The sequence below is a fragment of the Bradyrhizobium sp. Leo170 genome (genome assembly GCF_004296405.1).
GTDB lineage: Bacteria > Pseudomonadota > Alphaproteobacteria > Rhizobiales > Xanthobacteraceae > Bradyrhizobium.
In genome coordinates this window covers 1-18,033 of sequence record NZ_PSRR01000092.1, presented here as the reverse complement: position 1 = coordinate 18,033, position 18,033 = coordinate 1, and the positions used below count along the sequence as shown (strand labels likewise).

Sequence of the window (18,033 nt, the reverse complement as noted above, 5' to 3'; positions counted from 1 at the left end):
GCCAGCGCCGGGTGGAGGCTCTCTCCCCACGGTCGGACAGTGTGAATCGCGGAGATACCCCCACCCCAGCCCTCCCCCGCAAGCGGGAGAGGGAGCGCAGCGGTCCCGCAGATGCATTTCGCAGCAAGCCGGCGACGCAAACGTCCCCCCGTTCCGGATGATCCGGGGCGGGACGGACGCCGCGCGCATCATGGCCGCGTCATCTTGCAAGTGGTCGGCAGCACGGTCTGTGGCGTGTCGATCTTTGCCACCAGCCGCCAGCCCCAGCCGGTGTTCTCCTCGTCGAACGGCTCCCTCTCGCTGCGGGTGCCGAATGAGGAGATGTAGATCGGCTGGAAGAACTGATGGTCGTCCTTGCGCATCACGCCGCTGCCGCCATCGAGCACGTCGAACTTCAGGTCCTCGAGCGCGGCGGCGACCTTCACCGGATCGATCGAGTTGGCTTTTTCGGCGGCGGCCTTGAACATGCGCATCTCGTTCACCGCGCGCGGATACCAGAGCGACAGGCCGACCTTGGCACGGAACGCCTTCTCGAACTCCATCGCTTCCTTGTTGTCCGAGTTCGGGATGCCTTCGCTGATCTGGAACACCTGATGATCGAGATTGGTCTGCTTGATCGCGGTCGGGCCGCCGGCGCCACCAGCATAGTAGGTGTACCAGTTGACCTTGAGCCCGGCATCGGCGGCCGCCTTGAGCAGCAGCGCGAAATCCTGTCCCCAATTGCCGGTCACCACGCTATCGGCGCCCGACGCCTTGATCTTGGCGATATAGGGCGAGAAGTCGGTGACCTTGAGCAGCGGGTGCAGCTCGTCGCCGACGACCTGGACATCGGGCCGCTTCTCTCCCAGCATCTTGCGCGCCTGGGTCCGTACCGACTGGCCGAACGAATAGTCCTGGTTGATCAGGTAGACTTTCTTGATGGCTGCATTGCCCTTCATGTAGTTGGTCAGCGCTTCCATCTTGATGTCGGAGTTGGCATCCCAGCGGAAGTGCCAGAAGCTGCACTTCTCGTTGGTCAGGCTCGGATCGACCGCGGCATAGTTGAAGTAGAGCACTTCCTTGCCGGGGTTGCGCGTGTTGTGCTTGGTAACGAAGTCCGCCAACGCCGCGCCGACCGAGGAGCCGTTGCCCTGGGTGATGTAATGGGCGCCTGCATCAATCGCCTTCTGGGCCTGGATCAGGCTTTCCTGCGGATTGGTCTTGTTGTCGAGCGGTATGATCTCGACCTTGTGGCCGAGAATACCGCCCTTGGCGTTCAGCTCATCGGCCAGATACTGGAACGTCTTCAGCCCGCCTTCGCCGACGCTGGCGCCGCCTCCGGAGAGAGGATCGATGTAGCCGATCTTGACGGTCTCCTGCGCGTAGGCAGCACCACTGAGCATCGGCAGGGCCAGGGCGATGACCCTCGTTATTTTGAGCATTTTTCGTTTCCTCGCTTGCGTGTCTACTCTGGTGCCGGCGTCTGCTGCGCAGCACAATTTCGGCCATACTGAGCAGATTGATCCCACGTTGACAAGTCCGGCGCCGGCCAGATTCCGGTACCGCGGGCAGAATGGCTCACGAGGGATCTAAATGGCGTAGCTCTATCGGTAGTTCGCGTGCCCTGACCTCGCAATCGCTAGATGCGAGCGCCGCGCCACCGTGATCTGATTTACGTCAGCGGCAGCGGTCCAGGCGCGTGCCCCCAGTCTAACTCACGCGCGAAACTGACGTCGGTAGAGGCCGGGTTCGCGATCGATGCGGGTGGTAAGGTCGTGCGCCCGCTGCGTCTCTTCTGCGGTGAACGGCAGGGTGCGCACCGTCCAGTTCTCGCGCTTCACCGGAATGCATTGCGCGATCGGCGTGCCCTTTGGCAGCACGCCGCGAAAATTCACGTCGTGCCAGTAAGCGGGAAAGTGAATCCAGTTGTCGTGATAGCGGTCGCAATCGACGACGCCCGTCAGCGTGGTGAACGGCAGGTCGGGGCGATTGAACGGATGCGTGAACAGCACCGCATAGCCCTCAGGCGCTTCGATCGTCCAGAGATTGTGGAATTTGATCAGGAAGCGATCGGCCTCGAACAAGGGCGTACCGGTCACCTGGCTTGCATCATGAAATCCGATCGGCGAACGCACGAAGCTGACCGAGCCGCCCGGTGGGAGCTCGTTGTCCCAGGTGATCTCGCCGTTCTCGAATCTGAGATCGCACATCAGCGGGATCAGGAACCCGGACGTCATGGCATCGACAAAGGGCGGACAGCGCTTGACGGTGTTCTCTTCGCGCAGGTTGAGCGCGTTGAATGCCTGTGCCGGCATCGTCTTCAGCCAGTCCGGCAGCCCAAGTGCGGCCCGGATCGGCGGCGGCAACACGCCCTCCAATTCCGCGGGGCAGCGGAAGGTCAGTGTCTGGGAGAGATCAGTATCGGGCACTTTTCTTGATTATCGTTATGTGCGCTGTCGCTGGTTCGGCGTGCGACGAGGCTGCGCGGATCCGGAAATCCGCGGCATACTGCCACAGCCGGAACCGGACGGAAGATGGCGAGGCGTGAGGCCTGCCATGCGCAGGGCATGCCGAACATGAATTGTCGGTAATGAAATCCGCGGCAGTGAATGCGAGAGTCCGGAGAGAGGTAACGCAGGGTGGATCGAATGGCCGCCGCCCGAAAACGAGAACGAGTCTGCGCGTCCAGGGCTGCGCCTTCGGCGGCATGTTCTGCGGCGGCCAGACCTGGAAGCGCGTGAGCTGAGAGACTGTCTCCATCGTCATTGCGAGCGCAGCGACGCAATCCATCCCTCCGCGCATGTGGAAGCATGGATTGCTTTGCTGCGCTCGCAATGACGGCTGAGAGATGGCGCTCCCATTCATCCGGCGTTCAGCCCCGCGCGGCTGATATCGCTGCCCTCGCCTGTGGTCTCTCCGGGAATCTCTTGTGACGCCGCACCGGTTTTCTCTCGCACTCCTGTTTGCGATCGGCTTGTTGTTGGGCGGCACGGTGCACACGCCAGCCGATTCGACGCAGCTCGCGCAGACGCAGCCCGTCCCTGCTCCTGCGCTGGCGCCGGCAACACAGGCTCCTGCCGCGCCGGCGGCAGATGCGCAGCACCCCGCCGCCGAGCCGATCGGCAATGTCGCCGATCTCACCGGCAGCGCCAGCGTCACGCGCAATAACGCGACAACGGCACTGCAGATCAGGGACGACATCTTTGCCGGCGACGTCGTGGAGACACAGGCCAAGTCGACGCTCGGCATCACCTTCAACGATGCCACGACGTTCAAGCTGTCGGCGAGCGCCAGGATCACGATCGACCGCTATGTCTATGACGAAGGCGGCAAGCAGAATGCCGGGATGTTCGACGTCGCCAAGGGCACGCTCGCCTTCGTTGCCGCTGGCGTCGCCAAGACCGGCGACATGCGGATATCGACGCCGACCGCGACGCTCGGCATTCGCGGCACCACCGGCCTGGTCGAGGTGCCCGAGGGCGCGACCGCGACGTCCAACAACGTCGCCATCAAACTCTATCCGGACGCCGACGGCCGCGTTGGCCGGATCGAGATCAATGACCGCGGCGGTGCGCAACTCGGCACGCTGACGCGCGGCGCCAGCGGTTTCACGATCCGGCCGGACGGGCTCGGCGGAGCGCGCTTCGCCGCGGTGCCGCTGACGATGTCGGCGCTGCAGATCCAGCGCGACCGCGGCTTCGTTCGCCAGCTCCAGACCACGCAGAATTTCGGGCGGCAACTCGTCAACGAGCAGCGCGCGTTCCGCCGCGCCAATCCCGGCGTACCCTATCCGAACCGCGGCCAGCCGTTCCGGCCGGGTCCGCAGCGGCAGAACATGTTGCCGGGCCAGCAGCAACCCGCAGGGCCTGGCCGGCAGGGCTTGCAGCAGCGACCGGGCTCGCCGCAGCAGGCGCGGCCGTCGCGCGGCGACCAGCACGTACTGCCCGGTCAGCCCGGCGGCGCCATTTTGCCGCGTAGCGGACAGCAAGGAGCTCCGCAGCAGGGGGGACAGCCGTCACGCGCGCCGCAGCGAGTTGGGCAACCGCCGTCGATCCGCGAGGGACAACCGCAGCGCGGTGGATTCAGGCAGGGAGCACCCGGCGTGCAACGCCCTGGATTGCTGAACCGCCCAGCGGTGCAACCGCGACGACAATTTCCGTTGAGGGACGGCAGGAGAGAACGGCGCGGCGATTGAAATTCCGCTCGGAACTCGTAGCCCGGGTGAAGCGAACGCGTAACCCGGGCCATCTGCGTCAACGTACGAGCGGCCCCGGGTTACGCTGTCGCTCCACCCGGGCTACGGCACAGTTCGTGTAGAGAGAGTTTTTGCGCGCTCAGGCGGCGCGGCGGAGCCAGTCCCTGACGCGATCGATGAAATTCCTGCGCGGACGGTGGGCTTCGATGACGACGGGCTCGATATCAGGCGCAAATGACGGCGGGAGCTCGGCCTCCGGCGCGGAAGGTGAGAGCGCAGGCTCCGCCGCCTCGGTGGTAGACAGCGGCTCCTCCTGCGCGATGGGCGCATCGAGCTGCGCGGGCTCGGGCGCAGTTGTCGGTTCGCTGACCGAAGGCGGCGGCGTGACCGTACGACGCGGCCGCCGCGTTGCCGGCTTGACCGCCTTTTGCCGCGAGGCTCCGCTGAGGGCTGCAGCCTTCAGCGCGATCGGACCGACATTCTCGAGGAACGCGCGCTCATGATCGCGCGACAGCCGCTCGAGAGCTTCGTCGAGCGGCAGCCAGTCGACCGCCTTGATGTCATACATCAATTCGTAGGCCTGCTCGTCGCCCGCTTCCATGCGCCAGTAGTGCACGACCTTGTAACGGCCGCCGGAATCGTAGACCAGCGTGCCTAGGAATTCATGCACGGATACCTCGTGCCCGGTCTCTTCCAGCACCTCGCGCTCGGCGGCCGCGCGCGGCGTCTCGCCGTCGTCGAGCTTGCCTTTGGGCAGCACCCATTCGTTCCGCTTGCGCAGGCGCACGACCGCGATCAGCGGCGTCGCTTGCCGCCGCAGCACAATGCCTCCCGCCGCCAGAACAGGCGCCCGTGCCATCTCTGCTCCCGAATTGCCCGAATGCCGAATCGTGTCGGCAGCATATAGGAGCTTCCGGCGGCAAAATCGAGATTGGATTCTCCGTCATTGCGAGGAGCGACAGCGACGAAGCAATCCACGTTTCCGCGAGCGGCGGCATGGATTGCTTCGCTCCGCTCGCAATGACGAGGGGAGCAGCCTGCGCTCATCTACGCCGAAGGTTTTCTGAGCAGCGGTTCGCCGGCGCGGATGCGGGCGCCGTCGGTAACGTTATCGCAAAATTCGAAATGATCGGGGGCGAGCACGATGATAGTGGAGCCGTGCTCGAACCAGCCGAGCTCGTCGCCCTTGTGCGCGCTGGCATCGCAGGGGAACGTGACGGGGCCCTTGGTCTGCGCATTCAGCGTGCGATCGAGGAAATGCAGGCGGATGCTCGCGACCAGGATCGCGGCGACCGGCACCAGCGTCAGCGGCTCGCCGGTAGAGAGGCGGGCCTCAAGCACCGCGCGCTCGTTCTTGCAGAACAGGCGCTCGACCCGCTTCAGCGCGATCGGGTTGACGTTCCAGACGTCGCCATGGATGAAGGTGACCTTCTCGATCCGGCAATCTGCGGGCGCATGGAACCGGTGATACATGCTCGAGGTCAGCCGCAAGGTGACGAAGCGGCCGTTGCGGTGCTGCTCGACCAAAGCGGGGTCGCCGAGCAGGTCGAGGAGCGCATAGGGCGCGCCCTTGATCTGGAACAGCTTGGTGTCCTCGATCCGTCCATGCGCGCCGATGATGGCGTCCGACGGGCTGGCGATGACGGCGGGGTCGGAATCGAACGGACGCAGCCCGGGCCGCAGCTCCCGCGTGAAACAGTCGTGCAGGCTCTTGAATTCGGTCTTCTTGGCCTCCGACAAATCGAGGTCGGAGAACAGCCGCCAGCAGGCGATCGAGAGGTCGCGCACCACCGGGTTCTCGATCTTGGAGAACCAGCCCATGAAGCGGGTCACGGCCGCCCGGGGGATGCGGTTGGTCAGCAGGAAATTCAGGTCTTCCTGCTGGGTTATCGACGAAATCAGGCCTCGGACTGTCATGAATCTGTTAGCTGGCGACGTTAGCGCTTCTGGCATGGAAACATCCCTTCCGATTCTCTCGCTGTCCGCCGCCGCGATTGCCGGCGCCGCCGCAGCTTTCCCCAAAATTCAGGCCCGCCTGGCGCTGTCGCGCGCCAAGCATCGCTCGCTGACCGGACATTCCAAAATGTCCAAGATGGTCGCGCGGCTGGTGCCCCACTACGAATTCGATATCGACAAATTCTTCGCGGTCGACGGCGCGCCGCGCGAGATTGCGATGCAGCGGCAGGACGGCTTCTTCCGCCTCGCCGGCCTCTACGCCCAGCGCTATGCCAAGGGACGGCAGATGACGGCGGAGGCCGCCCAGCACATCTCCGACCTGCAGTTCACCGAGAGCTACCGGGTGCCGTTCCAGTTCAGCCGGCTGGTGCGCGAGCATCTCAACACCAGCTCCTTCGTGCAGTCGTCCTCGGGCGTCACCGTCACCGATGTCGACGGCAACGTGTCCTACGACCTCACCGGCTCCTACGGCGTCAACATCTTCGGCAATGACTTCTACAAGGAATGCATCGCCGAGGGTGAGAAGCGCGCGCATGCGCTCGGCCCGGTGCTCGGCCCCTACCATCCTGTGATCATCGACAACGTCAAACGGCTCTGCGCGATCTCGGGCCTCGACGAGGTCTCGTTCCATATGTCCGGCACGGAAGCGGTGATGCAGGCGGTGCGGCTGGCGCGCTACCACACCCGCCGCACGCATCTCGTCCGCTTCGCCGGCTCCTATCACGGCTGGTGGGGTGACGTGCAGCCCGGCGTCGGCAATCCGGTCTCGCCGCACGAGACCTATACGCTGGCCGACATGTCGGAAAAGACCCTGCACGTGTTGCGCACGCGGCGCGACATCGCCTGCGTGCTCGTCAATCCATTGCAGGCGCTGCATCCGAATTCCAACGCGCCCGGCGATTCCGCCCTCGTCGACAGCTCCCGCAGTGGCAGGTACGACCGCGCCGCCTATGCCGAATGGCTGAAGAAGCTGCGCGAGGTCTGCACCGAGCGCGGCATCGTGCTGATCTTCGACGAGGTGTTCGTCGGCTTCCGTATCGCCGCCGGGGGCGCCCAGGAATATTTCGGCGTGCGCGCCGACATGGTGACCTACGGCAAGAGCCTTGCCGGCGGCCTGCCGATCGGCGTGGTCTGCGGCCGCAAGGATTTGATGCGGCGCTTCCGCGACGACAAGCCCGCCGACATCTGCTTCGCCCGCGGCACCTTCAATTCGCACCCCTACGTGATGACGGCGATGGACGAGTTCCTGAGCCGGCTCGCCAGCCCGAATTTTCGTTCGGTCTACAATGGGCTGGACGAGACCTGGAACGCCCGCGCCAAGCAGCTCAACGACCGGCTGACCGCAGCAGAGCTCCCGGTCCGCGTCTCCAATCTCTCGTCGATCTGGATGGTCCATTATACCGAGCCGTCCCGCTACAATTGGATGCTGCAATACTACCTGCGGGCCGAAGGGCTGGCGCTGAGCTGGGTCGGCACCGGGCGTCTGATCTTCGGCCTGAACACCAGCGACGCCGACTTCACCGAAGTCGCCGACCGCTTCGTCGCCGCCGGCGAGAAGATGAAGCGCGACGGCTGGTGGTGGCAGAAGCCCGGCGTCACCAACAAGGACATCAAGCGGCAGATTCTCAAGGAGATGCTCGCCAGGAAGTTCGGGCGCTAGGCGCCTTTCTCTCCCCCATCTCTTGTCATTCCGGGGCGATGCGAAAGCATCGAGCCCGGAATCCATTGCGCCGCCTGCGCCTGCCGCCAGATGGATTCCGGGTTCGCGCTGCGCGCGCCCCGGAATGACGGTGCCAGTGACAGGGCCTGAGACAAGGATGCCCGGGACGAGCCCGGGCATGACGTAAGTGAACACAGCAAAGTCAATTTGTTGTCGGCAGCAGGCGCTCAGGCGTGCTTCTCTTCCAACTCGCCGGCCAGGTGGAGGCCGGGATCGATCAGCTCGCCCTTCAGGAGCGCGAGCGGCGCCTTGTGATAGAGCATCAGGTCGTGGAAGGGGTCGGTGATGATCTTGGTCATCCAGACGAGACCGGTCTCGATATCGCGGATGAAGAACAGGTGCACGGTGCGGAAGAGCAGTCCGCCGATGCCGACCGCGAGCCAGATCTTGGCGACCTGACGGGTGAAGTCGAACACCGTCTCCCAGGGCGTGAACAGGCCGAACAGGGTTGGATCGGCGAAGAGCACCAGCGGCGACAGGGCCCAGATCGCCATCAGCACGACCTTGCGCTGCAGGTTGTAGCCGACCTTGATCTCTTCCTTGTGCTCATGGGTGGCCTGATTGATGTGGTCGTAACCCCGCGGCTCGAAGAAGAAGTGACCGGCCTGGCGCGAGGTCATCGAGACCAGCCAGCCGACCAGCGCCGAGATCGCCGGATCGAAGAACAGCATCACATAGGCGAACAGGAAGCTCAGGGCGCTGACGAAGTGCAGGCTCTGATTGATTCGGCTGTGATGATAGTAGCGGTGGTCATCCCAGCGCTGGGTACGCAGTTCCTGCAGAAAATTCTTGAACATTCTTTCCCCCAAGAGGATTTCGGGACGTGCTTACAGAGATTCGATGTACGGCGTGTGACATCATCATAATGACATATGACAGTGTGCAGCGACGCGGTGACGCAACGGAGCCAACGGAGCAACGGGTGTGAGACCCTATCCCCTCATCCTGAGGAGCGCGGAACGCGCGTCTCGAAGGATGAGGCCACCAGCGGGGGCCTCATGGTTCGAGACGGCGCTGCGTGCCTCCTCACCATGAGGGTCGGGCAAGCCTACGCGGCTTTAGCCACCTCAGCCTTGCGGAAGCGGACCAGCGAGAAATGGCCGAGCGGCGGGATCAGGCGGCGCTCCGCCAGCTCCACGCCCTTGGCGCCGGCAAGCCACTTGGTGTAGCGCGACCAGGCGAACTCGGCGGTGCGGAAGCCGAGCGGACGCACGACCGGCTGCAGCTTCTGCTCGATGAAGCGGCGCACGCCGGCATCGGCGCTGACGCGGGTCAGGATGATGAGCTCACCGCCCGGGCGCAGCACGCGTGCGAATTCATCGAGCGCCGCTTCCGGATTCGGCACGGCGGTGACGACATATTGCGCCATCACCACGTCGAACGAGTTGTCGGGGAATTCGAGCTTCTCGGCGTCCATCACCGCGAGCCCCTCGATATTCTTCAGGCCGAGCTCGGCAACGCGCTTCTTCGCCTTGTCGAGCATCGCTTCCGAAATATCGGTACCGAAAATGCGGACATGCGGCGCGTAAAGCGGCAGCGAAATGCCGGTGCCGACACCGACCTCGAGCACACGGCCGCCAATCTTGTTGGTGGCCTGGATCGCCGCGGCCCGGCCCTTCTTGAACACGCCGCCGAACACGAGATCGTAGACCGGAGCCCAGCGGTCATAAGCCTGCTCGACCGTCTCGCGATCAAAATCCAACTGGCTGCTTCCGTCGAGTTTGATGATGTTGTCTGCCATCGAAGATACGCCTTCTAGTTCTAGAGCGGGGTGACTCTTCATCCCGCTCTCTCCTCTTGTTTAAGCATGATCTCTTCGGAAAACCGGTTCCCACTTTTCCGGATCATGCTTCGATTAACCTTGCACCGCGCTCCGGCCGGCGACGCGCCGGGCCGGACGCAACACCCTGCTCGGCTGCAACGCCGAGAGATTGCCGATGAATTGCCGCGCACTGTTCTCCCAGGAACGCTGCAGCGCGAAGTTCCGGCACGCCTCTCGCGACATCGTGAGCGCACGCAGGCACGCGCTGCGCAGATCGTCATCGATGGCGCCGATCGGATGATCCGATATCACGTCCTTCGGGCCGGTGACCGGAAACGCCGCGACCGGCGTGCCGCAAGCCAGCGCTTCAAGCTGAACCACGCCGAAGGTGTCGGTGAGACTCGGGAACACGAACACGTCGGCTGCAGCGAGATGCGAGGTGAGGTCCTGCCCGGTCTTCTCGCCGAGGAAGACGACGTTCGGATATTTGCGCTCGAGTTCCGCTCGCTGCGGGCCGTCGCCGACCACGACCTTGGTACCCGGCAGATCCAGCGACAGGAACGCTTCGAGATTCTTCTCCACCGCCACGCGGCCCATGGCCATGAAGATCGGCCGTGGCAGATCGAGCTTGGCCGGATGATCGGGATTGAACAATTCGGTATCGACGCCGCGCGTCCAGAAGCCGAGCTTGCGAAAACCGCGCTCGGCCAGCTCCTGGCGGAGCGAGACGGTGGCCACCATCGTCATGGCGCCAGCCGCATGGAAGCGGCGCAGGAGCCAGTAGCCGACGCTGGCCGGGAGCCCCGTGCGGACCGACACATATTCCGGAAAGCGCGTCGTGTAGGAGGTCGTGAAAGCGAGCTTGTGGCGCAGGCAATAACCGCGCACCGCCCAGCCGATCGGGCCTTCGGTCGCGATATGGATCGCCTCCGGCTCGGCCGACTCGATCCGCCGTGCGATCTCGCGCCGGTTCGGCAGCGCCATGCGCAGCCCCGGATAGGTCGGCACGCCCACGGACGGAAACCCTTCCGGTGTCAGGAAAGTGATCTCGGCGCCGAGCCCTGCCGCGCTACGCTGCAGTGACGTCAGCGTGCGCACCACGCCATTGACCTGCGGATGCCAGGCGTCGGTTGCAACTAATATCCGCATCTCGAAAACCCGAAGCGTTAATGATTCTTCGGGTCAGAAGTTCTGACATTGATATTTCAGGCGTATGACGTCATCGATCTGTAAGGAAGGTTTTTCGGGCAGCTCACACGCTTTTTCGGCTAACATGACAGAACGATGTCAGAGACGCGCGAAGATTCGGCTCCAAAGCGCCCGCGGCGGAAGCGAAAAAACTATTCGCTGCTGATCCTCGCGGCCGGCCTCCTCCTGTTCGGCGTTGCCGCCAGCACGCTCTATTATTTCGTGCGGCCCGTTACCCTGACGATCGCGGTCGCCCCTCCCGGCAGCGACGACCAGAAGCTGATCCAGGCGCTGGCGCAGACCTTCGCCCGCGATCAGAGCCCGGTGCGCCTGTCGACGGTAGTGACGGAGAACGCCGCGGAAAGCATCGCGGCATTGACCAGCTCGAAAGCGGACATGGCGGTGGCGCGCGCCGACCTCAATCTGCCCGCCAACGCCGATGCGGTCGCGATCCTGCGCAAGAATGTCGTGGTGCTGTGGGCGCCTTCCGGCCTGCGCGCGAAGGGATCGAGGCGACCGCCGACGCCAAAGATCAAGAGCCTCGACGATCTCGACGGCCATCGCGTCGGCGTGATCGGACGGACGGATGCCAATGTCACGCTGCTGCGCGTGATCCTGCGCGAGTCCGGCGTCAATCCGGACAAGGTCGCGGTGACGCAATTCGCCATCAACCAGACCGCCGAAATGGCGCGCGATATGACGCTCGACGCCTACATGGCGGTCGGCCCGCTCGACAGCAAGATCACCGCGGGCGCAATCGCCGCGACGGCGGCCGCACGCGGCCAGCCGAAGTTCCTGCCGATCGACGTTTCCGAGGCAATCGCCGCGAAGCACCCGCTCTATGAATCGGCCGAGATCGCGGGAAGCATCTTTTCATCCTCGCCGGCCTGGCCCGACGACAAGGTCGAGACCGTCAGCGTCGACCATCTCATCATCGCGCTGCATTCATTCTCGGACACCGCGATCGGCGCTTTCGTCCGCCAGCTCTTCAACGTGCGCCAGCAGCTCGCGCGCGACGTGCCGGCGGCCGCGAACATCGAGAAGCCCGACACCGACAAGGACGCAGCACTGCCGGCGCATCCGGGTGCAGCCGCCTATATCGACGGCACCGAGCGCACCTTCATGGACAAATACAGCGACTACATCTGGTTCGCGATCCTGGGCCTGTCAGGCCTGGGATCGGTCGGCGCCTGGCTGCGGCATGCCTGGCGCCGCGACGAGCGCGATCGCTATCTGAATCATCGCGACAGCCTGCTCGAATTGATCACCAAGGTGCGGCAGGGGGAGACGCCGGAAGCGCTCGAGAAGATGCAGGGCGAGGCCGATGGCGTACTGCGCGAGGCGCTCGACTGCTACGACGACGGCGCGATCGAGGAAGGCGACCTCTCCGCGATCGGGCTCGCGCTCGACCAGCTCCATCACGCCGTCGCCGACCGCCGCGCCATGCTCGGCATCGCGCCGCCGGACGCGCCGCGAATGCGAGCGATGCCGTAGCCCGGGTGGAGCGCAGCGCAACCCGGGACGCCTGCATCCGCATTTACGAGCGGTCCCGGTTACGCTGCGCTTCACCCGGGCTACGGACTCAAACGCCGAGATACACCTGCCTGATATATTCGTCGCCCGCCAAATCCTTCGCGCGGCCTTCACGGACGGTGCGGCCGTGCTCGAGCACGTAGACGCGGTCGGCGATGCGCAAGGTCGCGGTGGCGTCCTGCTCGACGATCAGGATCGCGGTGCCGTCCTTCCTGATCTTCTCGATGGCGTCGAAGATCAGACCCTTCAGCCGCGGCGCGATGCCGACCGAGGGCTCGTCGAGCAGCAGCAATTCGGGGCGGCCCATCATGGCGCGGCCGATCGCCACCATCTGCTGCTCGCCACCCGACAGCGTGCTCGATTGCTGCTGCTGGCGTTCCTTCAGGACCGGGAACAGCGTGAAGACGCGTTCGAGGTCTTCGGCGATCTCGGCCTTGTTGCTCCTGAGATAGGCGCCGAGCTGCAGATTCTTCAGCACAGACAATTCGGGGAACAATCGCCGACCCTCGGGGCAGTGGCAGATGCCGCGCGCGACGACGTCGTAGGGCGGCAGGCGCTCCAGCGTCTCGCCCTTGAACTTCAGCGTGCCGGTCGACTGAATCGCGCGCGAGATTGCTTTCAACAGCGTGGTCTTGCCGGCGCCATTCGGGCCGAGCACGCCGACCAGCTCGCCCTTGTCGACGGTGACGCTGACCTGCTCGACGGCCAGCGCCTTGCCGTAGCGGACGCTGAGATCTGCGACTTCAAGCAGAGGCATGCGCGGCCTCCGTCTTCCCGATATAGGCCTCGATCACGCGCGGGTTGCGCACGATCTCGGCCGGCGGCGCAATCGCGATGATCTCGCCGAAATCGATCGCGATCACGCGAGAGACCAGCGCCATGAACTCGCGCAGCTTGTGCTCGATCAAGAGGATCGTCAGCTTCTGCTCGCGATGCAGCCGCTTGATCAGTTGCGCCAGCGGCTCGATCTCGCTGCTGCCGAGCCCCGCGAAGGGTTCGTCGAGCAGCAAGAGGTCCGGCTTGGTGGCGAGCGCACGCGCGATCTCCAGTCGCCGCAGGTCGCCATAGGGCAGCGTCTCGACCGGCTCGCGCGCCTTGACGCCGAGCCCAACCTGGTCGAGCAGCTCCTGCGCACGAGCCTCCTTGTCGTGCGCTTCGCGTGCCCGCGGCGACAAGCAGGCGACCACGACGTTCTCCAGCACCGTCATACCGAGGAAGGGACGCGTAAGCTGGAAGGTCCGAGCGACGCCGCGGTTGACGATCTTGTGCGGTGCCAATCCCCGCAACTCCTGTCCCTCGAACAGGACGCTGCCCGTGTCAGCGGCGATGAACCCGGTCAGCAGGTTGAACAGCGTGGTCTTGCCGGCGCCGTTCGGTCCGAGAATACCGGTGAGCTCGCCTGGCTCGAGCGAGAAGCTGACGTTCTTCGTTGCCGTGAGGCCGCCGAAGCGCTTGGAGAGGTCCTTCACCTCAAGGATGGCGCTCATCGGAAGCGCTCCGTCAGCCGCCGCCATAGCGGTGCGATCAGCCCGTTGGGCAGGAAGAACAGGATCAGCATCAAGGTCAGCGTATAGACCCATAGCCGGTATTCGCCGAACGAGCGCAGGAGCTCGGTCAACAGCGTCAGCATGATTGCGCCAAGCGCCGGCCCATAGATCGAGCCGATGCCGCCGACATAGACCATGATGATCACCGTGATCGACACCACGACGGAGAACAACGGCGGGCTGACCTGCAACTGGTAATGCGCGTAGAGCGCGCCGCCGAGGCCGGCGAAGGCCGCGCTGATCGTCAGCGAGGCGATCTTGTAGAAGGTGACGTTGATGCCGGCGGCCTGGCAGGTCGCCTCATCGCCGCGGATCGCGCGGAGCAACAGCCCCCAATGCGATTGCGCCAGCGCGGTGAGGATTGCGACTGCCGCGACCAGGATCGCCAGCACGAACCAGTAGTAGTGCAGCGGCGACTGGATCAACGGATCGAGGCCGTAGAGCCCTTCCTCGCCGCCGCTATACTCCCAGAAGATCAGGCAGAGCCGCTGCATGATGGCGGAGGCCGACAGCATGGCGAGCGCGAAATATGGCCCGCGCAGCCGCAGCGTCGGGAAGCCGACGATCAGGCTGAAGGCGACCGCGACCACCACCGCCGTCGGCAGGCTGTACCAGGGATTGGCGTACCAGGCGGTGGCGAGGAAGCCCGCGGTATAGGCGCCGGCGCCGATGAACAGCGAGTGCCCGAAATTCTCGCGGCCGGTGAGCCCGGACATGAAGTCCCAGCTCGCCGCCCAGATCGCGTAGATCACACAGACGGTGAGGACGCCGGTGAAATAGTTGCTGTTGAGCAGCACCGGCGCAAGCGCCAGCAACGCCACAACGACGACGGCGCCGGACAGATCGATGATGGAAAGCTGCTTCATCAGAACGCCGCCCGCCGGCCGAGCAATCCGGACGGCTTGATCATCAATGTCGTGACCACGGCGACCAGCGACACCAATTCGGTCCACGAGGACGAAATGAGGTAGGCGACGATGGTCTCGGAATAGCCGAGCAGGAGCGCGGCCAGGATGCTGCCCGGGATCGATCCGAGCCCGCCGACGATGACGATGGCGAACGCCTTCACCATCGGCAGCAGTCCCATGGTCGGCTGCACCGTGAGGAACGGCGAGACCAGGACGCCCGCGAGCGCCGCGGTGCCGGCCGAGATCGCCATCACGACCGAGAAGATGCGGTTGGTGGGAATGCCCATATATTGCGCGGCCTCCGGATCCTGCGACACCGCGAGGATGGCAGCCCCAAGCCGCGTGCGCTGGATGAACAGCCACAATAGAAGGAGCACCAGCACGCCGGCGATCAGTGCGAGCAGACGCTGTCCGCCGATGTCCACGCCGCCGATGGAAATCTTCTCCGCCACGAAGGACGGCACATTGCGGTATTCGGAACCGAAGGTGATGAACAGCCCCTGCTCGACCGCGAGCGACACCGAGAGCGTGATCATCAGCACCGCAAGCTGCGAATAGCGCAGCGGACGGACCAGGAACCGCTCCATCAACACGCCGAACAGCGCGACGAAAAGCACCGCGAGCGGTGCTGCGATGAACAACGGCCAATGCAACAGGCCGGTGAAGACGTAGGCCGCATAGGCGCCGAGCGCGTAGAACGCGCCATGCGCGAGGTTGAGAATCCGCGCCACACCGAAGATCAGCGTAAAGCCGACCGCGAGCATGGCATAGATCGCGCTCGACACCGCGCCATAGATCAGAATTTCAAGCATGCTATCCCTGTCGAAGGTCGCGAGAGCGCGCGTCGCCGCGTTAGAGCGTTTTCGAGCGAAGTGGGTACCGGTTCGCGTGAAGAAAACGCGTCAAAATAAGGGTCCAGGGCTTCGGTTCTGATCCAATCAGAACCGAAGCTCTGGTCGACCGGCCACACCAGGTGGGCCGATCGACCAGCGAGAACAGACGCGATCAGTTGCTCATCCAGGGCGGAGCGATCATCTTGCCGGTGGCCGATTCCTTTGGCCAGACCACGACGCGCTCGCCATTCGGCTGCCACTGCACGAACAGCAGATTCTGCAGGCCGGGGCCGGTCTTGACGTCATGCAGCTCATCGAACACCAGCTTGCCGGCGATGCCGACATGGTCGGTCTTCTCGAGCTCCTTGATGACGGCGTCGGCTTCAGTCGACTTGGCGCGGGCAACCGCGTCGGCATAGACGTAGACCGCGTCATAGGCGCCGATGCCGGTGTAGACAGGCGCGGTGCCGTAGCGTTTGACGAACTCATCCCAGAACGGAATGGTCTTCGGCGTCAGCGGCGCACGGATCGCGAACATGCCCACCGTTTCGCTGTTGGCCTTGCCGCCGACGCGGGTGAAGAAGTCGGCGTCCTGACTCTTGACGTCGATGCCGCCGATCGGAATCGGAACCTGCGCGTCATGCCACTGCTTGACGAACACGTCCGACGAGGCGTGCGACAGGATCACGATCAGGTATTGCGCGCCGCTGTCCTTGACCTTGGCAAACAGCGGCGAGAAGTCCGAGGTCGAGGTGTCGAAGAATTCGGCGAGCTTCACGTCGGAGCCGCCCTCGATCGCGCCCTTCTTGAGGATCGGCACCAGATCCTGCACCCATTTCGCGTTTTCGCCGACGATCGCGATCTTGGTGAACTTCATGTCGTCCTTGAGCTTGCCGTTGATGAAGTCGACAAGCGCGCGGGCCTGGTGCGCCGCGTTGATCGGGAAGGCCCGGAAAATATATCTGTAATTGTCGTAGTCGGCCTTCACCTTCGCGGTGATCGCGGGCGATGCAGCGCCGACGCCGATATAGATGGTCTTGGCGCGGGAGATGTGCGGCAATTGCGCCAGCGTGACGCCGGAGGTGTAGCCGCCGATCAGCACGTCCACCTTGTCGTCGGCGGTGAGCTTCTTGATCGCGGCGATCCCCTGCTCGGGGTTCTCGGTCTCGTCGGCGACGACGATCTCAAGCTTGCGGCCGAGCACGCCGCCCTTGGCGTTGATCTCGTCGGCCGCCAGCTTCGCTGCATTCTGGGTGTCGCGCCCGACCTGGAGCTGGATGGAGGTCGGCACACCTATACGGATGGGCTGCTGGGCTAAAGCGGTTTGGGCGGAAATACCGAGACCGAGAGTGCTCGCGGCTGCGAGCCATTTCAAGAATGGCTTCATTTCTAAACTCCCTGCCACAACAGGCCTTTTCTGCCTGATGCGTTTGTTTTTCTTTTAATTGGACCAACAGTTTGCCCGCGACGCAAACGGCGAGTCAAGAACGTAGGTTGGGCAACCCGCGGGCAGCGACGAAAGGCGGCGACGAAATCTTAACGAAACAAATCCTTACCCCCACGAAACCATTTTGGCGATTTCGTGCAAACGTCCCGAAACGCTTGACCTGTACTGGATGGCGTCAACGAGGCGCCACACCGCAAACGGCGCCACAGGGTGTAGTCAGACAGGGGTCGACAATGTTTAATTCCATTAAGCGAAACTCGCGTCTTGCCGCCGCCGCATTGGGCGCGCTGGCGATCGGCACCATTGGTTTTTCCACATCGAGCTCGGCCGCTCCGCTGCCGTTCTTCCCGTTCCTCATGACGCCGCCGACCGAAGCTGCCCCGCCGCCCTCCGTCGAGGCTGCGCCGCCCCAGGGCGAGGGCCGGTTCGAACTGCCCGCGCGCCTGCGCCGCCAGGTCGTCAATTACGCGACGCGTGAAGCGCCCGGCACGATCATCATCGATACCCCGCACACCTATCTCTATTATGTGCTCGGGAACGGCCAGGCGCTGCGCTATGGCATCGGCGTCGGCCGCGACGGCTTCACCTGGTCCGGCGTCCAGACCATCACCAAGAAGGCGGAATGGCCGGATTGGACCCCGCCGCCGGAAATGATTGCCCGCCAGCCCTATCTGCCGCGCCACATGGCCGGCGGTCCCGGCAACCCGCTCGGCGCCCGCGCCATGTATCTCGGTGGCACCGTCTATCGCATCCACGGCACCAATGCCCCGGAGACGATCGGCACCCACGTTTCCTCCGGCTGCCTGCGGCTCATCAACGAAGACGTGATCGACCTCTATTCCCGGGTCAACGTCGGAACCAGGGTGATCGTGCTGCCGATGACCGACCGCCGCGCCGATCTCGGTACGACGGTGTGAAGTGCACCCTTATCGTGAGACACGATAATCAGGGACAGGAGCCCGGCG

The 18,033-nt window shown here is 64.2% G+C and carries 16 protein-coding genes and 1 pseudogene; 5 read left to right on the top strand and 12 right to left on the bottom strand.

All coding sequences use genetic code 11. From position 1 onward, the window contains the following. Positions 1 to 188 precede the first annotated feature (188 nt). Both CWO89_RS17580 and CWO89_RS17575 read right to left on the bottom strand, forming a co-directional pair. Complete coding sequence (locus tag CWO89_RS17580) at positions 189 to 1,421, bottom strand: branched-chain amino acid ABC transporter substrate-binding protein (protein WP_130580023.1); 1,233 nt, start codon at positions 1,419 to 1,421, stop codon at positions 189 to 191. 273 nt (positions 1,422 to 1,694) lie between these two features. Continuing rightward, entirely contained in the window at positions 1,695 to 2,408 is a 714-nt protein-coding gene (locus tag CWO89_RS17575; RefSeq protein WP_130580022.1) for a hypothetical protein, read from the bottom strand. Between the two features lie 248 nt (positions 2,409 to 2,656). On the opposite strand from CWO89_RS17575, the pseudogene CWO89_RS47920 reads away from it, so the two are divergent. Together CWO89_RS47920 and CWO89_RS17570 are read left to right on the top strand one after the other, a co-directional pair. Further along, positions 2,657 to 2,725, top strand: a pseudogene (locus CWO89_RS47920) (DUF2147 domain-containing protein); the annotation flags it as partial. Between the two features lie 183 nt (positions 2,726 to 2,908). Beyond that, on the top strand, positions 2,909 to 4,174 hold the full coding sequence (locus CWO89_RS17570; protein ID WP_130580021.1) for a FecR family protein: 1,266 nt from the start codon (positions 2,909 to 2,911) through the stop codon (positions 4,172 to 4,174). Between the two features lie 139 nt (positions 4,175 to 4,313). On the opposite strand, the gene CWO89_RS17565 is transcribed toward CWO89_RS17570, so the two are convergent. Together CWO89_RS17565 and asd are read right to left on the bottom strand one after the other, a co-directional pair. Then, positions 4,314 to 5,033, bottom strand: coding sequence for an NUDIX hydrolase (locus tag CWO89_RS17565; protein WP_130580020.1), 720 nt, complete (start codon positions 5,031 to 5,033; stop codon positions 4,314 to 4,316). A 188-nt stretch (positions 5,034 to 5,221) separates the two neighbouring features. Continuing rightward, on the bottom strand, positions 5,222 to 6,091 hold the full coding sequence (asd, locus tag CWO89_RS17560; protein ID WP_130580019.1) for an archaetidylserine decarboxylase: 870 nt from the start codon (positions 6,089 to 6,091) through the stop codon (positions 5,222 to 5,224). 34 nt (positions 6,092 to 6,125) lie between these two features. Here asd and CWO89_RS17555 point away from each other — a divergent pair, with 34 nt between their 5' ends. After that, positions 6,126 to 7,790 (top strand): aminotransferase class III-fold pyridoxal phosphate-dependent enzyme, encoded by a 1,665-nt coding sequence (locus CWO89_RS17555; RefSeq protein WP_130580018.1) that lies wholly within the window; start codon positions 6,126 to 6,128, stop codon positions 7,788 to 7,790. Positions 7,791 to 8,017: 227 nt separating this feature from the next. On the opposite strand, the gene CWO89_RS17550 is transcribed toward CWO89_RS17555, so the two are convergent. From CWO89_RS17550 to CWO89_RS17540, 3 genes are all read right to left on the bottom strand, one after another. Beyond that, positions 8,018 to 8,647: a hypothetical protein gene (locus tag CWO89_RS17550; RefSeq protein ID WP_130580017.1), complete on the bottom strand. Its 630-nt coding sequence runs from the start codon at positions 8,645 to 8,647 to the stop codon at positions 8,018 to 8,020. Positions 8,648 to 8,898: 251 nt separating this feature from the next. Next, positions 8,899 to 9,591 (bottom strand): class I SAM-dependent methyltransferase, encoded by a 693-nt coding sequence (locus tag CWO89_RS17545; protein WP_028168106.1) that lies wholly within the window; start codon positions 9,589 to 9,591, stop codon positions 8,899 to 8,901. Positions 9,592 to 9,705: 114 nt separating this feature from the next. Further along, positions 9,706 to 10,761: a glycosyltransferase family 4 protein gene (locus CWO89_RS17540; protein ID WP_130580016.1), complete on the bottom strand. Its 1,056-nt coding sequence runs from the start codon at positions 10,759 to 10,761 to the stop codon at positions 9,706 to 9,708. 135 nt (positions 10,762 to 10,896) lie between these two features. On the opposite strand from CWO89_RS17540, the gene CWO89_RS17535 reads away from it, so the two are divergent. Next, the gene (locus CWO89_RS17535) at positions 10,897 to 12,294 is read left to right on the top strand and encodes a TAXI family TRAP transporter solute-binding subunit (protein WP_130580015.1); all 1,398 of its coding nucleotides are present in this window, start codon (positions 10,897 to 10,899) and stop codon (positions 12,292 to 12,294) included. Positions 12,295 to 12,382: 88 nt separating this feature from the next. Here the strand turns inward: CWO89_RS17535 and CWO89_RS17530 are convergent, their stop codons facing one another. The 5 genes from CWO89_RS17530 to CWO89_RS17510 form a co-directional block, all read right to left on the bottom strand. Beyond that, on the bottom strand, positions 12,383 to 13,090 hold the full coding sequence (locus CWO89_RS17530) for an ABC transporter ATP-binding protein (RefSeq protein WP_130580014.1): 708 nt from the start codon (positions 13,088 to 13,090) through the stop codon (positions 12,383 to 12,385). Beyond that, the gene (locus CWO89_RS17525; protein WP_130580013.1) at positions 13,077 to 13,820 is read right to left on the bottom strand and encodes an ABC transporter ATP-binding protein; all 744 of its coding nucleotides are present in this window, start codon (positions 13,818 to 13,820) and stop codon (positions 13,077 to 13,079) included. Before CWO89_RS17525 ends, CWO89_RS17530 begins: the two co-directional genes overlap by 14 nt. Then, complete coding sequence (locus tag CWO89_RS17520) at positions 13,817 to 14,746, bottom strand: branched-chain amino acid ABC transporter permease (RefSeq protein WP_130580012.1); 930 nt, start codon at positions 14,744 to 14,746, stop codon at positions 13,817 to 13,819. The genes CWO89_RS17525 and CWO89_RS17520 overlap by 4 nt, the downstream gene beginning before the upstream one ends. Further along, positions 14,746 to 15,600: a branched-chain amino acid ABC transporter permease gene (locus CWO89_RS17515; RefSeq protein ID WP_130580011.1), complete on the bottom strand. Its 855-nt coding sequence runs from the start codon at positions 15,598 to 15,600 to the stop codon at positions 14,746 to 14,748. The genes CWO89_RS17520 and CWO89_RS17515 overlap by 1 nt, the downstream gene beginning before the upstream one ends. Positions 15,601 to 15,793: 193 nt before the next feature. Further along, positions 15,794 to 17,008, bottom strand: a complete 1,215-nt coding sequence (locus CWO89_RS17510) for an ABC transporter substrate-binding protein (RefSeq protein WP_130580010.1) — start codon at positions 17,006 to 17,008, stop codon at positions 15,794 to 15,796. Positions 17,009 to 17,301: 293 nt separating this feature from the next. On the opposite strand from CWO89_RS17510, the gene CWO89_RS17505 reads away from it, so the two are divergent. After that, the gene (locus tag CWO89_RS17505; protein ID WP_130580009.1) at positions 17,302 to 17,985 is read left to right on the top strand and encodes a L,D-transpeptidase; all 684 of its coding nucleotides are present in this window, start codon (positions 17,302 to 17,304) and stop codon (positions 17,983 to 17,985) included. Positions 17,986 to 18,033: the final 48 nt, after the last annotated feature.

Excerpts from the sequence above, each read along its gene's own strand:
- CWO89_RS17580 (WP_130580023.1), bottom strand. The coding sequence starts at position 1,421 with ATGCTCAAAATAACGAGGGTCATCGCCCTGGCCCTGCCGATGCTCAGT.
- CWO89_RS17565 (WP_130580020.1), bottom strand. The coding sequence starts at position 5,033 with ATGGCACGGGCGCCTGTTCTGGCGGCGGGAGGCATTGTGCTGCGGCGG.
- asd (WP_130580019.1), bottom strand. The coding sequence starts at position 6,091 with ATGACAGTCCGAGGCCTGATTTCGTCGATAACCCAGCAGGAAGACCTG.
- CWO89_RS17555 (WP_130580018.1), top strand. The coding sequence starts at position 6,126 with ATGGAAACATCCCTTCCGATTCTCTCGCTGTCCGCCGCCGCGATTGCC.
- CWO89_RS17550 (WP_130580017.1), bottom strand. The coding sequence starts at position 8,647 with ATGTTCAAGAATTTTCTGCAGGAACTGCGTACCCAGCGCTGGGATGAC.
- CWO89_RS17545 (WP_028168106.1), bottom strand. The coding sequence starts at position 9,591 with ATGGCAGACAACATCATCAAACTCGACGGAAGCAGCCAGTTGGATTTT.
- CWO89_RS17540 (WP_130580016.1), bottom strand. The coding sequence starts at position 10,761 with ATGCGGATATTAGTTGCAACCGACGCCTGGCATCCGCAGGTCAATGGC.
- CWO89_RS17535 (WP_130580015.1), top strand. The coding sequence starts at position 10,897 with ATGTCAGAGACGCGCGAAGATTCGGCTCCAAAGCGCCCGCGGCGGAAG.
- CWO89_RS17530 (WP_130580014.1), bottom strand. The coding sequence starts at position 13,090 with ATGCCTCTGCTTGAAGTCGCAGATCTCAGCGTCCGCTACGGCAAGGCG.
- CWO89_RS17525 (WP_130580013.1), bottom strand. The coding sequence starts at position 13,820 with ATGAGCGCCATCCTTGAGGTGAAGGACCTCTCCAAGCGCTTCGGCGGC.
- CWO89_RS17520 (WP_130580012.1), bottom strand. The coding sequence starts at position 14,746 with ATGAAGCAGCTTTCCATCATCGATCTGTCCGGCGCCGTCGTCGTTGTG.
- CWO89_RS17515 (WP_130580011.1), bottom strand. The coding sequence starts at position 15,600 with ATGCTTGAAATTCTGATCTATGGCGCGGTGTCGAGCGCGATCTATGCC.
- CWO89_RS17510 (WP_130580010.1), bottom strand. The coding sequence starts at position 17,008 with ATGAAGCCATTCTTGAAATGGCTCGCAGCCGCGAGCACTCTCGGTCTC.
- CWO89_RS17505 (WP_130580009.1), top strand. The coding sequence starts at position 17,302 with ATGTTTAATTCCATTAAGCGAAACTCGCGTCTTGCCGCCGCCGCATTG.